This window comes from Flavobacterium sp. B330r (genome assembly GCF_056824325.1).
The window spans coordinates 59,735-72,979 of record NZ_CP124860.1; the positions used below are offsets into that span (position 1 = coordinate 59,735).

Annotated in this window: 14 protein-coding genes; 5 read left to right on the forward strand and 9 right to left on the reverse strand. The window is 34.7% G+C overall.

Features of this window, described 5'->3' with window-relative positions; genetic code table 11:
* Positions 1-122 precede the first annotated feature (122 nt).
* Both QLQ95_RS00240 and QLQ95_RS00245 read left to right on the forward strand, forming a co-directional pair.
* On the forward strand, positions 123-1,040 hold the full coding sequence (locus QLQ95_RS00240) for a PorP/SprF family type IX secretion system membrane protein (RefSeq protein ID WP_482502133.1): 918 nt from the start codon (positions 123-125) through the stop codon (positions 1,038-1,040).
* A gap of 12 nt (positions 1,041-1,052) precedes the next feature.
* Positions 1,053-2,996 (forward strand): OmpA family protein, encoded by a 1,944-nt coding sequence (locus tag QLQ95_RS00245; RefSeq protein WP_482502134.1) that lies wholly within the window; start codon positions 1,053-1,055, stop codon positions 2,994-2,996.
* Positions 2,997-3,115: 119 nt separating this feature from the next.
* Here the strand turns inward: QLQ95_RS00245 and QLQ95_RS00250 are convergent, their stop codons facing one another.
* The 6 genes from QLQ95_RS00250 to pyrR form a co-directional block, all read right to left on the reverse strand.
* Positions 3,116-3,634: a CAP domain-containing protein gene (locus QLQ95_RS00250; RefSeq protein WP_428238024.1), complete on the reverse strand. Its 519-nt coding sequence runs from the start codon at positions 3,632-3,634 to the stop codon at positions 3,116-3,118.
* 173 nt (positions 3,635-3,807) lie between these two features.
* Positions 3,808-4,452 (reverse strand): pyridoxamine 5'-phosphate oxidase, encoded by a 645-nt coding sequence (gene pdxH, locus QLQ95_RS00255; RefSeq protein ID WP_095930537.1) that lies wholly within the window; start codon positions 4,450-4,452, stop codon positions 3,808-3,810.
* A 255-nt stretch (positions 4,453-4,707) separates the two neighbouring features.
* Positions 4,708-5,613, reverse strand: coding sequence for a ribonuclease Z (locus QLQ95_RS00260; protein ID WP_095930536.1), 906 nt, complete (start codon positions 5,611-5,613; stop codon positions 4,708-4,710).
* Between the two features lie 82 nt (positions 5,614-5,695).
* Positions 5,696-6,028 carry a ribonuclease Z gene (locus tag QLQ95_RS00265; RefSeq protein ID WP_427874565.1) on the reverse strand — a complete coding sequence of 111 codons (333 nt, stop codon included), beginning with the start codon at positions 6,026-6,028 and terminating at the stop codon, positions 5,696-5,698.
* A 301-nt stretch (positions 6,029-6,329) separates the two neighbouring features.
* Positions 6,330-7,256 carry an aspartate carbamoyltransferase catalytic subunit gene (locus QLQ95_RS00270; protein ID WP_029273654.1) on the reverse strand — a complete coding sequence of 309 codons (927 nt, stop codon included), beginning with the start codon at positions 7,254-7,256 and terminating at the stop codon, positions 6,330-6,332.
* A 151-nt stretch (positions 7,257-7,407) separates the two neighbouring features.
* The gene (pyrR, locus tag QLQ95_RS00275; RefSeq protein WP_008468864.1) at positions 7,408-7,947 is read right to left on the reverse strand and encodes a bifunctional pyr operon transcriptional regulator/uracil phosphoribosyltransferase PyrR; all 540 of its coding nucleotides are present in this window, start codon (positions 7,945-7,947) and stop codon (positions 7,408-7,410) included.
* Between the two features lie 165 nt (positions 7,948-8,112).
* Here pyrR and QLQ95_RS00280 point away from each other — a divergent pair, with 165 nt between their 5' ends.
* Both QLQ95_RS00280 and QLQ95_RS00285 read left to right on the forward strand, forming a co-directional pair.
* On the forward strand, positions 8,113-9,108 hold the full coding sequence (locus QLQ95_RS00280; protein WP_095930534.1) for a hypothetical protein: 996 nt from the start codon (positions 8,113-8,115) through the stop codon (positions 9,106-9,108).
* A gap of 495 nt (positions 9,109-9,603) precedes the next feature.
* Complete coding sequence (locus QLQ95_RS00285) at positions 9,604-9,777, forward strand: hypothetical protein (protein ID WP_008468862.1); 174 nt, start codon at positions 9,604-9,606, stop codon at positions 9,775-9,777.
* Positions 9,778-9,933: 156 nt separating this feature from the next.
* On the opposite strand, the gene QLQ95_RS00290 is transcribed toward QLQ95_RS00285, so the two are convergent.
* The 3 genes from QLQ95_RS00290 to QLQ95_RS00300 all read right to left on the reverse strand — a co-directional run bounded on the left by QLQ95_RS00290 (position 9,934) and on the right by QLQ95_RS00300 (position 12,922).
* Complete coding sequence (locus QLQ95_RS00290; protein WP_482502136.1) at positions 9,934-11,553, reverse strand: ABC-F family ATP-binding cassette domain-containing protein; 1,620 nt, start codon at positions 11,551-11,553, stop codon at positions 9,934-9,936.
* Between the two features lie 247 nt (positions 11,554-11,800).
* On the reverse strand, positions 11,801-12,601 hold the full coding sequence (locus QLQ95_RS00295; protein WP_482502138.1) for a TlpA family protein disulfide reductase: 801 nt from the start codon (positions 12,599-12,601) through the stop codon (positions 11,801-11,803).
* 90 nt (positions 12,602-12,691) lie between these two features.
* Positions 12,692-12,922: a helix-turn-helix domain-containing protein gene (locus tag QLQ95_RS00300; protein ID WP_482502140.1), complete on the reverse strand. Its 231-nt coding sequence runs from the start codon at positions 12,920-12,922 to the stop codon at positions 12,692-12,694.
* Between the two features lie 82 nt (positions 12,923-13,004).
* Here QLQ95_RS00300 and QLQ95_RS00305 point away from each other — a divergent pair, with 82 nt between their 5' ends.
* Positions 13,005-13,235, forward strand: a complete 231-nt coding sequence (locus QLQ95_RS00305; protein WP_482502142.1) for a hypothetical protein — start codon at positions 13,005-13,007, stop codon at positions 13,233-13,235.
* Positions 13,236-13,245 lie beyond the last annotated feature (10 nt).

Consider the following 13,245-nt stretch of genomic DNA (forward strand, 5'->3'; position numbering starts at 1 on the left):
GCAAATAAATATTTGCAGCGTATTAAAAAATCTATATTTTTTTGATTAATTCTAAAACACAATTAATTAAAAAACAATGATTTAAATAGTCAATAGTAATTATTAAATTAATAAAATCTACTATGAGAACAAAATTATTTTTCTTCGTCATTCTGTTAGTTACATGTTCAGGGTATGCACAACAAGATGCGCAGTACACACAGTATATGTACAATACAATAACCATAAATCCTGCCTATGCAGGTTCCCGTGGAGTATTTAGCGTATTTGGCCTTTACCGCACCCAATGGGTTGGTCTTGATGGAGCGCCAGAGACAAGCAGCTTCTCAATCAATACGCCAATAAACAATAGCAGATTAGGCATTGGAGCTTCATTGGTCAATGATAAAATTGGCCCTACAAATGAAAACAACATCTCAGTCGATCTGTCTTATACCATTCAGACCTCTGCAGATTTTAAGCTTTCGTTTGGTATTAAAGGAACGGCAAATATCTTCAATTTAGATGTAAACAAATTAAATCCTGCAGATCAGGGCGACCCTCAGTTTCAGGATTTAAATAGTAAGTTTTCTCCAAATGTCGGAGCTGGAGTCTACTGGCATTCTGACAAAGCATACATTGGTCTGTCTGTTCCAAACTTTATTGAAACAAACCGTTACGACGATAATGATGTTGCAATTTATAAAGACAGAATCAATTACTACTTAATTGGAGGTTACGTATTCGATCTTGACAAATATCAGTATATAAAATTTAAACCGGCTATTTTGACCAAAATGGTTCAAGGGGCGCCATTGCAGGTAGATGTCTCTGCGAATTTTATGTTCTATGATAAATTTATGATAGGTGCGGCCTACAGATGGAGCGCTTCTTTAAGCGCTATGGTTGGGTTTCAGATCACAGACGGACTTTATTTGGGCTATGGCTACGATCGGGAAACCACCAAATTGAACAATTACAATTCAGGCTCGCACGAGATCTTCCTGCGCTATGAATTCTTCTCAAACAAAGGCAAAATGACAACCCCTCGTTTCTTCTAAAAATAAGGCATCATGAAAAACTATACACTACTTTTCGCTGCAATCATAGGCGCTTTTTCATTCGGCAGCCATGCCCAGCAGGCAAAAATAAATGCTGCAGACAAAAAATATGACAGCTACGCCTATGTCGATGCAATAAAGACTTATGAAAAAGTTGCGGCCAAAGGCTACAAATCTGAAGACATGTTTAAAAAACTGGGAAATGCCTATTATTTCAATTCAGATTTCCAGAACGCGGCAAAATGGTACGGCGAATTATTTGCCATGAATCCAAATCCCGAGCCGGAATACTTTTTTAGATACGCACAATCTTTAAAATCAGCTGGAGATATCGCCAAAGCCAATAGGCTTTTGGAAGAATTCAATGCCGTATCAAAAAATGACAGCAGAGGAAAGCTCTACAGAGAAGACATGAACTATCTCGACCAGATTAAAGCAAATTCTGGGAGGTACCAGATAGAAGACGCTGGCATCAACAGCCAATACTCCGATTACGGGTCGTTTGTGTACAACAGCAAAATCTACTTTGCATCTGCACGGGATACGGGAAATTTTGTACAGCGCAAACACAAATGGACAGGAGAATATTTCACCAATATTTATAATGCTGATCTGGATCCCGCAACTGGGACCACATCAAAAGTAAATAAGTTTAAATCGGCTATTAATACCAAATTTCACGAAGCTTCTCCTGTTTTCACCAAAGACGGAAAAACAGTCTATTTTACCAGAAACAACTATATTGACGGCAAGAAAGGCAAGGACGAAAGCAGGGTCACTTTAATCAAGCTTTATAAAGCAGAACTGGGAAAAGACGGCAAATGGACTAATATTGCGGAACTTCCATTCAACAGCAATAATTACAGCACAGGCCATCCGGCTTTGAGCCCAGACGAAAAAACGCTGTATTTTGCTTCCGATATGCCGGGATCTTTTGGAGAGTCTGATCTGTATAAAGTAACTATAAATTCAAATGGCGGGTTTGGGCCTCCGCAAAATCTCGGAAACGCGATTAATACGGAAGGAAAAGAAACGTATCCTTACTTAACTTCTGAAAACGAGATTTATTTTGCGTCTGACGGGCATCCGGGTCTCGGAGGATTGGATGTTTTTGTGGCCAATATTGACAATAGCGGAAAAGTAAGCAACATTCAGAATGTCGGGGCAGATGTCAATTCTCCAAAAGATGACTTTGCGTATATTATTGATCCTGAAACGAGAAGAGGGTTTTTCACTTCCAATAAAGATGGAGGACAGGGTTCTGATGATATCTACAGGTTCTTAGAAACCAGAAGGCTAAAATGCATCCAACAGCTATACGGAATAATATCGGATGCCGAAACAGGACTTGCGCTTCCGGGAGCAAAAGTCACTCTGTATGACGATCAGATGAACCTTAAAAACTCTGCCGCTGCAGACGGTTCCGGAATGTACACTTTTGATGTTGAATGCGGAAAAACCTATTTCGTAAGAGCAGAAAAACCTGAATTCGCTACAAAAGAAGTAACCATAACCATAGATAAAACAAGCGGCAAGACCAATCTTCCGATTGCACTTGAAAAATCAACCTGCAAGGTTACTGTGGGCGATGATTTGGGAAAATGCTTCGGAATCAAAATGATTTATTTTGATTTGGATAAATCTAACATTAGAACCGAAGCGGCGCTTGATCTGGAAAAAATACTCGTTGTCTTAAACGATAATCCAAGCATGAAGCTGGATATCCGCTCGCACACAGACAGCAGAGCTTCGCACCAGTACAACGAAGCGTTATCTGACCGTCGAGCAAAATCGACCATCCAGTGGCTCATTAAAAACGGAATAGCGCCTAACCGACTAACAGGAAAAGGCTATGGCGAAACAGAACTGGTTAATAAATGCGCAGACGGTGTTCCATGCACTGAAGCAGAACATCAGGCAAACAGACGAAGCGAATTTATTATTACGGCTTTATAACCTAAAAAAACAGATAAACAAAAAAAGCTACCATAAAGGCAGCTTTTTTTAATTTAAAAAGTCGTTGCAATTCTATGAATCACAACGACTTCTAAAAAACCAACCTGTTCAATATATTTTTAAAGCTTCACAAATATGTTAGTGTAGTATTTTTTTCCTGTAGCTGCATCTGTGGTTACAGATAACCCAAAATGAGTATAATCGCCAACTATATTTTCTTTGTGCCCTGGACTATCAAGCCAAGCCCTTACAGCGGCCTCTGGAGTTTTATAATTGTAGGCAACATTCTCTCCTACTCTTTTAGCTCCCAATACATTAGTCATATTAGTAGACCTAGCAACAAAATCGTTATGATCTACAACATTATTCTGAATCATATATTTATTATGCTCTTCACATTTATAAGATATATGATTAATTCTTTCCAGAGAATTTAAACCAATACTCAAACGGTATTCGTTTATTAATCTCATCGTCTCTATTTCGGTATCGTTGTATGTGTAATTTGCAACAAGTGTTTCTGTTGGAGTAGTAGTTTCCAAGCCAGCTTCAGCGGAGTCAGCAGAACATGCGTTCATTGCGACAAGAATCGCAATGAACAACATGGTGCGCATAATCTTTTTCATAATCATCAGCATTTTAGCGGTTTAAAGTAAATGTTGGGGCAAATCCTTTAAATTTATCTTTGAATAAATATCGTTCGTATTATTGTATACCAAACGTATTCAATTTACCGTTAAAGTGCAAAATTAATCGATGAAATGCATTTATTTTTTTATTTATTATATAAAATTCTTACGTAAAACTACTTTTAAGAAGATAACCTTTCAATCTTCCAAGAAAAATCTGACTGGCTCGTGTAGCGAATTCTATCATGAAGCCTGTTGGGTCTTCCCTGCCAAAATTCAACTTGTAATGGAGTCACAATATAACCACCCCAATTTTCGGGTCTGGGAATTGCTTTTCCTTCAAATTCAGTTTCTAGTTTTTTTAAGTTTTCTTCTAAAAAAGTTCTGGACGGAATCACTTCACTTTGCTTCGAAACAATCGCTCCAAGCTTACTTCCATCAGGACGAGAATCAAAATAATTATCTGAAATAATCTCAGATGTTTTCTGAGCTATTCCTTTAATGATTACCTGACGTTCTGCTTCCTGCCAAAAAAAAGACAGACAAACATTTGGGTTTGCTTCTATTGCTTTTCCTTTTTCGGAATTGTAATTGGTATAAAAGATAAACCCTTCTTCCGAAAATTTCTTCAATAAAACCACGCGAGCCTTTGGAAAGCCGTCCAATCCAATTGTCGAAACCGTCATGGCATTCACCTCTCCGCTTCCGCCAAAATCTTCCACCTCATGAAACCATCGGTTAAAAAGATTAATTGGATCTTCGGGAATAGTACTTTCTAATAATTCGCTTTTCTCGTAAGATTTTCTATAATTACTTAAATCGTTCATGACTTATGATATTAGATTGTTGATTTTAGATTTTAGATTATTGTTTCAGGTTTCAGGTTTCAGGTTGACAGAATCTGAATATTTGACTGTCACACTGAGCGAAGTCGAAATGCTTTTATAAACAGAACTTGATTTGCAAACGTGGGCTTCGACTTCGCTCAGCCTGACAAACGTGAAATGTTAAACCTGAAACAACCACATACAAACTTAGTCCCTTAGAACCTCAGCATCTCAGAACCTTAGAACCTTTTTTAGTTAAAACTCAAAACTACGTCCATCATCTCCCAAAAGCACATTTGGGAAAACCGTTTCGGCTTCTTCTTTAAAACGCTCAATTCCGTCGTAACGTGTTGAATAATGACCTAAAATTAATTGTTTTACATTGGCTTTCAATGCAATATTGGCTGCTTCTTTTGCAGTAGAATGCAAGGTTTTTTCTGCCAGTCTTGCTTCAGATTCCAGAAACGTAGACTCATGATATAAAATATCCGTATTCTCTATAATCGGAATGATCTCTTCGTTGTAAACCGTATCAGAACAGAAGGCATAACTTTTTGTTGGTGGCGGATCAAAAGTCAATTTTTTATTTTCGACTACAGTTCCATCATCAAGTGTGATATCACTTCCATTTTTGATTTTCTGATAATAAGCCACATGAATATCATAACGCTGAACCCCTTCAATATCTAGTTTTCTTTCATCTGGTTTTTCTTGAAACAGAAAGCCATTGGTATAAACACGATGCTTTAACGGAATCGTTTTTACAATAACCTTTTTATCTTCAAAAATAACTTCACTTTCTTTTGATTCTAATTCGTGAAAAAACAAAGAATAAGTTGTCCAAGATTCCGTCAATTTTAACTGAAGAAGAATTAATTCTTTAATTCCTTTTGGGCCATAAACATGTAAATCGGTTGTTCTTCCCAAAAGAGAAAAAGTAGAAATCGTCCCAATTAATCCGTACAAGTGATCGCCGTGAAGATGGGAAATAAAAATGTGATTTATTTTTGAGAATTTAATCTTATTCTTTCGAAGCTGAACTTGAGTTCCCTCTCCACAATCAATTAAAAACAATCGGTTTTTAATTTCTAGAACCTGCGAAGTCGGATTAGTAAGTGTTCTCGGAGTTGCGGCATAACAGCCAAGTATGGTTAACTTCATTTTAGATTGTTGATTTTAGATTTTAGATTGTTTTTTAGACTTCAACATTCAAAATCTAAAATCTGAACTCTAAAATCTACAATTAAAACCCTAGGTCTCTTTCGATTTCTTCCATTTCGATAATATCATGCGCTTCCAAAAGTGAAGGAACCACAGCCAACTTATCTGAAATAGCATTAAAATCAAGATCGGTTGCAACTATAACAAAAGATTTTTTTGCTTTTTTATGAAGCTTAGAAAGTGGTAAAAAAGCTTTCAAATCTTTTTCTGTAATTGCTACATCAGCTGATAAATCGATTATAATATTTTGTTTTTCAAAGGTTTTAAACTGTTGCGTCACTTTTTCCAAGAAAGCGTTTACGTCTCCTTGAGTATCTTTAATCGTAACCGTATGTCCTTTTTGATCTACTTTCATTTTTATAATTTGTGGGGCTTGTATTTTATGATGCTAATTTAGTAAGTTTTTTTGTTGTTTCAAGTTTCAGGTTTAAAGTTTCAGGTTTCAGGTTTAAAGTTTCAGGTTTAAAGTTTGAGGTTTCAAGTTTCACGTTTGTCAGGCTGAGCGAAGTCGAAGCCCACATTCGCAAAGCATATTTCGTTAAAAAAAACACTTCATTCAATGCAACACTCATTTCAAAACTGAAAACCGAGACCGAGACTGAATACTAAAACTGAACACTAATCACTAATCACTAATCACTAATCACTAAAAAAACCTACTGTATCTTAGAAGCCAGCAAATAAATAACCGCCATTCTAATCGCAACACCATTCTCCACCTGATTCAAGATCACCGAATGATCAGAATCTGCCACTTCAGAAGTAATTTCTACTCCTCTATTGATTGGCCCTGGGTGCATAATTACTATTTCTTTTCCTAGCGAATCCAAAAGCGGTTTGTCAACCCCATATTGCTGTGCGTACTCGCGTGTCGATGGGAAGAAATTCACATCCATACGTTCGTTTTGTACACGAAGCATATTCGCAACATCGCACCATTCTAGCGCTTTACGCAAATTCGGTTCAACGGTAACACCAAGCGATTCGATATATCTCGGAATCAACGTTTTTGGTCCACAAACTTTTACTTCTGCGCCTTGCATCTGCAAAGCATATATATTGGATAAGGCTACTCTCGAATGCAGAATATCGCCTACAATAACTACTTTTTTTCCAGCAACATCACCCAATTTTTCTCTGATCGAATAACTGTCTAATAAAGCCTGAGTTGGGTGTTCGTGCGCTCCGTCTCCGGCGTTTACGATACTGGCTTTGACATTTTTAGATAAAAAATAAGCCGCTCCGGGATTGGAGTGGCGCATTACAACCATATCAACTTTCATCGAAAGGATATTATTAACAGTATCAATCAAGGTCTCTCCTTTTTTAACCGATGACTGAGCTGCAGAAAAACTGATTACATCAGCAGATAAACGTTTCTGTGCTAATTCAAAAGAGAGTTTAGTTCTGGTACTATTTTCAAAGAAAATATTGGCAATGGTAATATCTCGTAATGAAGGAACTTTCTTAATCGGTCTATTAATGACTTCTTTAAAATGATCTGCCGTTTCAAAAATCAGGTTAATATCATTCTCGTTGATATATTTAATTCCTAATAAATGATTTACGCTTAATTCTTTCATCTTTCTGTTTAATTGTTTATTTGTTTAATCGTTTAATCGCTTTCTTTCCGATTAAACAGTTAACCGATTTAACGGTTCAACTTTTTTAAATTCTCTAATTGTTTAATCATTGGCTTTTCCGATTAAACAATTAACCGGTTAACCGATTAAACTAATTTGTCACTAGGTGAACAACATCTTCACCATCATTTTCTTTCCAGCTTACAATTACTTTTTCACCATTAATAGCATCTACCTGACGACCTCTATAATCGGGCTGAATTGGTAAATGACGACTGAAACGTCTGTCTATTAAAACCAATAATTCAATTTCTGAAGGTCTTCCAAAAGATTGAATGGCAGTTAACGCCGAACGAATGCTTCTTCCTGTAAACAAAACGTCATCGATAAAAATGACTTTTTTGTCTTCGACTATAAAATTGATTTGGGTCTTATTGGCTTCAAGCGGTTTATCAGTACGACGGAAATCATCTCTAAAAAAAGTGATGTCCAGATATCCTAAAGAAATTTCAGGAACCTTGTATTCGTTTTCTAATATTTGTTTTAAACGTTCAGCTAAAAAAACGCCTCTTGGCTGAATTCCCACTAAAATAGTTTCAGAGAAATCAAGATGTTTTTCGATTAACTGACAAGCCAAACGATGGAGTATGATAGTAACTTCTTTCGAATTAAGTAATACTTTTTGACTCATAAGTGATTGTAATGTTTGGTTGCACAAATATACGGAATCTGATTTTATTTGTTGGGGTGTTGAATAGAGAAATGTTTTTTGAAATAAATGAAACTTTTTTTCAAAGTCCACATAAATAAAAAACTTACTTTTACTATTAAATTTTTTAATTAAAAATATTAATTAATGAATCCAGATTTTAATAAAACCACAGTTGATACTTTAGCAAAAAGAGCTGGTTATAAATGTTCTAATCCAGATTGCAGAGTAAACACAATCGGTCCAAATTCAGACCCTGAAAAATCAATAAAAATTGGTGAAGCTGCTCATATTTTTGGAGCAAGAACTGGTTCTAAAAGATTTAACAGCAAAATGACTGATTATGCAAGGTCAGAAATTACTAATTCGATTTGGTTATGTAGAAATTGTCATAAACTTATTGATTCTGATGAATTGAGATATTCGGCTAATATTTTATTTGTATGGAGAGAAAAACATGAGGAATTTATTTCTTCCTCATTAGGAAATAATACTGACCAAATTCTACTAAAAGAACAAATTTTTATCCTTAAAGATTTTGACGAATACCCTCCTCTGGTAAAAAGAATTATTATTGATAAACCTTTGGGTTGGGAATACAGATTAACAGCTGAACTTATGAGGTTTTTAAACAAACCTCTTTTTAGAAAACTTGACGATTTAAAAGAAGGATTATATTTAAGGCAATTTGAAAGTATAAAATCAGATCAAGCATCCGAATGGATTGGGGAAAAAATTACAGAATTAAGAAAAATGTCAGCACCAGCTGTTGGCTTGTTAGATCGACTCACAAAAAGTTGGGGAAAACCAGGAGAGCCAGGCGATTTAGATGAAATTCATCATGTCACTAAGTTAATTAAAGACTACTTAGAATATATTGTCAATTTTGAAGAAAGAATCAGATTCGTACATGTTCCTTCAAAATACGAGGGAGCAGTTCATTTACTTCAAGACTTAATTGGTTCACAAATTGCAAAATTATCAAGAATTCCTGTTGACCTCGATGAAATTGTTTCATTTGCTGAAAATCTTCCAAATAAAAATGTGAAACAGCACAAAATTACAAAAGTAATTAGTTTCGAAGTACCAGAATACTGGGAAAAAGAATTTAGCAGAGAACTTTCTAAAATATATGGGTATTAGCAAATATCTTAAAGTTATAGTCCAGTGATACTTAAAAATTTTCTAAAAAAACCTAAAAACATATTTCTTGTAGATGGTTTTGGAGCTTTGCTTACAACTATTCTACTCTTTTTTGTTCTTAGAAATTTCAATGATTTTTTCGGTTTATCTAAAGATATATTCGAATACCTTTCAATTATTTCATGCACATTTTTCGTTTATTCAATCAGTTGTTATTCTTTAGTCAAGCAAAATTGGAAATCGTTTTTAAAAATAATTTATACAGCTAATATTCTTTATTGCATCCTAACATTTGGAATTTTAATCCACAATTATGAAAGCATTTCTATTTTTGGAATTATTTACTTTCTAGCGGAAATAGCAGTAATTATTTGGCTTGTCACTTTAGAAATAAAAATTATAAAATCCAAATCCTAAAACATTTCCAAAAAATTCTATAACACATTTTGCCTATTCCTGAAGTAATTTTAAGTATCAATTTAAAATATCAGAATCATGCAAAATAAAATACTAAGATTGTTAATGGTATTCGTAATACTGTTTTCATTTACAAGCTGTGAAGTTATTGGAGACATTTTTAAAGCCGGAATGGGATTCGGGATTTTTATCGTAATTTTTATCATTGCGATTATTATCTGGATTTTCGCTAAAATGTTCGGCAGTAAATAAGTGATAAATAACAAATTAAAAAATCCCAAATTCCAAATTAAACTTGGAGTTTGGGATTTTTTTTATGGGTGTAGAACTTCGTCAAAGTTTTAAACTTTGACAAAGTTGTAAAAATCAAAGATTGGAATTTGGAATTTTCAAATTGGAATTTAAAAATTAAAGATTGTACATCTTTTTTCTTTGTTCTTGAATTTTTTCATCATCAAGATATTCGTCAAATGTCATGTAACGATCGATAACTCCGTTTGGTGTCAATTCTACGATTCTGTTACCAACAGTTTGCGCGAACTCGTGGTCATGCGTTGTGAAGATTACAGAACCTTTAAAGTTTTTCAACGAGTTGTTGAAAGCTGTAATAGACTCCAAATCTAAGTGGTTTGTTGGCTCATCAAGCATTAAAACGTTTGCACGCTCCATCATCATTCTAGAAAGCATACAACGTACTTTTTCTCCTCCAGATAAAACTCTAGACGTTTTTAAAGCTTCTTCTCCAGAGAAAATCATTTTCCCTAAGAAACCTCTAATAAATACCTCATCACGCTCTTCTTCTGTTTTAGCGTACTGACGTAACCAGTCAACTAAACTTAAGTCGTTTTCGAAATATTTGTGGTTTTCAGCTGGCAAATAGGCTTGGTTGGTTGTAATTCCCCAATCGAAGTTTCCAGAATCTGCTTTTTGCTCGTTGTTTAAGATTTCGTAGAAAGCTGTTGTAGCACGTGAATCTTTAGAGAAAAGAACGATTTTATCGCCTTTCGCCATATTCAGGTTAATATCTTTAAACAAAACTTCTCCATCTACAGAAGCAGACAAGTTTTCCACATTCAAAATCTGATCTCCAGCTTCACGATCCTGATCGAAAATAATCGCAGGATAACGACGGCTAGATGGTTTGATTTCAGAAATATTTAATTTCGAAATCATTTTTTTACGAGAAGTTGCTTGTTTAGATTTCGCCACGTTTGCACTAAAACGACGAATAAATTCTTCCAACTCTTGTTTCTTCTCTTCTGCTTTTTTGTTCTGCTGTGCGCGTTGTTTTGCTGCTAATTGGCTAGACTCGTACCAGAACGTATAGTTTCCTGAGTAGTGATTGATTTTTCCGAAATCAATATCAGAGATATGTGTACAAACCGCATCCAAAAAGTGACGGTCGTGAGATACCACAATTACAGTGTTTTCGTAGTTTGCCAAGAAGTTTTCTAACCAAGCGATTGTCTCGAAATCCAAATCGTTGGTAGGCTCATCCATAATCAGTACATCAGGATTTCCAAAAAGCGCTTGTGCCAAAAGCACACGTACTTTCATTTTTCCTTCCATATCAGACATTAAAGTATAATGATCTGCTTCTGTGATTCCTAAGTTAGATAACATCGCTGCAGCATCAGAATCGGCATTCCATCCGTTCATTTCTTCAAACTGAACTTGTAACTCCCCTATTCGGTCAGCATTTTTATCATTATAATCTAAATAAAGTTCATCCATTTCTTTTTTAACAGCGTACAGAACTTTATTTCCCATTAAAACGGTTTCCAAAACAGTATGCTCATCGAACAAGTTATGGTTTTGCGTTAAAACCGACATACGTTTTCCTGGCTCCAAATGAATATGTCCCGAAGTTGGGTCCATATCACCTGAGATAATTTTAAGAAATGTAGATTTTCCAGCACCGTTGGCTCCAATAACGCCGTAAATATTTCCGTGAGTGAATGTGGTATTTACTTCGTCAAACAAAATTCGTTTGCCAAATTGAACTGATAAATTATTGACTGTTAACATGAATGTCTTTTTAATTAATTTCGTGCAAAAGTAGTGAAAAAGGTTCTAAGTTGCAAAGATACTAAGGTGCTAAGGTTTTTATGCTGGTGATGAGAGGTTCTCGCAGAGTCGCTAAGGCGCAGAGTTTTGTTTAATGCTGTTTAATCGTCACGCAATCTTGTCAGAAATGACAAAATGAGGTTACTTTGCCATAAAACTTTGCGACTTCGCTCCCGATAGCTATCGGGATTGCGAGATTAATTAAAACTTATAACTTACTTTCTTTAGCAAGCGCCACTTCTAAACTCTCAAAATTTGGAAGCACTTTAGCAATCATTCCTTCTTTGTTTATGATAAAATGTGTTGGGAATGAATTCAATTGCAACGATTCATTCATATATTCCTTCATGTCTGGAATAACGGAATATGAAAGTGGTTTTCTAGCTAAAAATGTTTTTAATTGTTCTGTTGAATCTTCGGCTAAACTCATAAAAACAATATCGTTTCGATCTTTGTATTCTGAAACTAATTTATTTACCTGAGGAAATTCTCTAATGCAAGGCGTACAGTGAATGTACCAGCATTTGATCACAATGATTTTTCCTTTCATGGATTCGTTGGTCACCAGATTTCCTTTTAAATCTTTAAATGAAAATTGCGGAAAAGCGGTTCCTTCCATTTTATAATTTTTATAAGCATCAAAACCAATTTGATTAATGGTGGCTTTTATGCTTGTATCTGTTTTTGGCTGAATTTTGAATAGCTTATAAACATACATATTCGCTTCTGATTTCAATCGAACTGGAATGAAATTTCCGTTTGCTAGCTGATCTAAAAAAGCTTCTTTTGAGATTTCTTTTGAAGAGGAATCAAGTGCAGTGAAATCTCTCGAAAGCATAATTCCTTTATTATAAACCGACCATTGCTCGTAAGTTTTCTGAATTTGTAAAGGATCAGCTTCTGGATTTCCGAATTTATTTTGAGCTGTACTTATTGTAAAAATAAAGAGTAGTGCAATTAAGCTAATGAATTTCTGCATGGATTCTGAAACAATTGTATTTGGTCTCAAAAATAGTGAAAGTTTTTTAACCGCAAAGGCGCGAAGGTATGCGCAAAGTTAGCAAAGGGTTTCTCGCAGATTTAGTAGATTTATTATAAATTACTTTAAATGAAAGCTTAATAACTCTACAAGTTCAATATCTAAAGCATTTGCAATCCTTATAAGAGTTTTTATACCTGTATTTATTTTAGCCCTTTCAATTCTACCAATCTGGTTTCTGGGAATACCACAATCATCAGCTAAATCCTGTTGAGATAAACCTTTTTTTTCACGCAGTTGTCTAATGTGAATTCCAAGATTTTTAATAAAAGTTTCTTCTGAAATATCCATATTTCAAAAGTCCTAACAATTATTTTTTATTACGACACAAATTTGTGTCATATTTTAATATATTTACTAAAAATATAAGATTATGATTACAGATAACTTTTCAACCGAAGTTGAAACAAGATTAAATGATTTTTTTGCTGATAAAATTGATTGTAAAGAAATGGCAAAAATAATTAGAGAAGTAAATAATGCACTTTCATTATGTGTTATGAGAGATTGTGAAACCATCAAATTTGGAGTAAAGAATATTGATGATAGTTTTTATTGGCTTAACAAACTCGCAGAAGTTTTAGATCCTTATTTGGATGCATAAAATAGTAGAA

Coding starts and splice junctions, on each gene's coding strand:
- QLQ95_RS00240 (WP_482502133.1), top strand. CDS start 123: ATGAGAACAAAATTATTTTTCTTCGTCATTCTGTTAGTTACATGTTCA.
- QLQ95_RS00245 (WP_482502134.1), top strand. CDS start 1,053: ATGAAAAACTATACACTACTTTTCGCTGCAATCATAGGCGCTTTTTCA.
- QLQ95_RS00250 (WP_428238024.1), bottom strand. CDS start 3,634: ATGCTGATGATTATGAAAAAGATTATGCGCACCATGTTGTTCATTGCG.
- pdxH (WP_095930537.1), bottom strand. CDS start 4,452: ATGAACGATTTAAGTAATTATAGAAAATCTTACGAGAAAAGCGAATTA.
- QLQ95_RS00260 (WP_095930536.1), bottom strand. CDS start 5,613: ATGAAGTTAACCATACTTGGCTGTTATGCCGCAACTCCGAGAACACTT.
- QLQ95_RS00265 (WP_427874565.1), bottom strand. CDS start 6,028: ATGAAAGTAGATCAAAAAGGACATACGGTTACGATTAAAGATACTCAA.
- QLQ95_RS00270 (WP_029273654.1), bottom strand. CDS start 7,256: ATGAAAGAATTAAGCGTAAATCATTTATTAGGAATTAAATATATCAAC.
- pyrR (WP_008468864.1), bottom strand. CDS start 7,947: ATGAGTCAAAAAGTATTACTTAATTCGAAAGAAGTTACTATCATACTC.
- QLQ95_RS00280 (WP_095930534.1), top strand. CDS start 8,113: ATGAATCCAGATTTTAATAAAACCACAGTTGATACTTTAGCAAAAAGA.
- QLQ95_RS00285 (WP_008468862.1), top strand. CDS start 9,604: ATGCAAAATAAAATACTAAGATTGTTAATGGTATTCGTAATACTGTTT.
- QLQ95_RS00290 (WP_482502136.1), bottom strand. CDS start 11,553: ATGTTAACAGTCAATAATTTATCAGTTCAATTTGGCAAACGAATTTTG.
- QLQ95_RS00300 (WP_482502140.1), bottom strand. CDS start 12,922: ATGGATATTTCAGAAGAAACTTTTATTAAAAATCTTGGAATTCACATT.
- QLQ95_RS00305 (WP_482502142.1), top strand. CDS start 13,005: ATGATTACAGATAACTTTTCAACCGAAGTTGAAACAAGATTAAATGAT.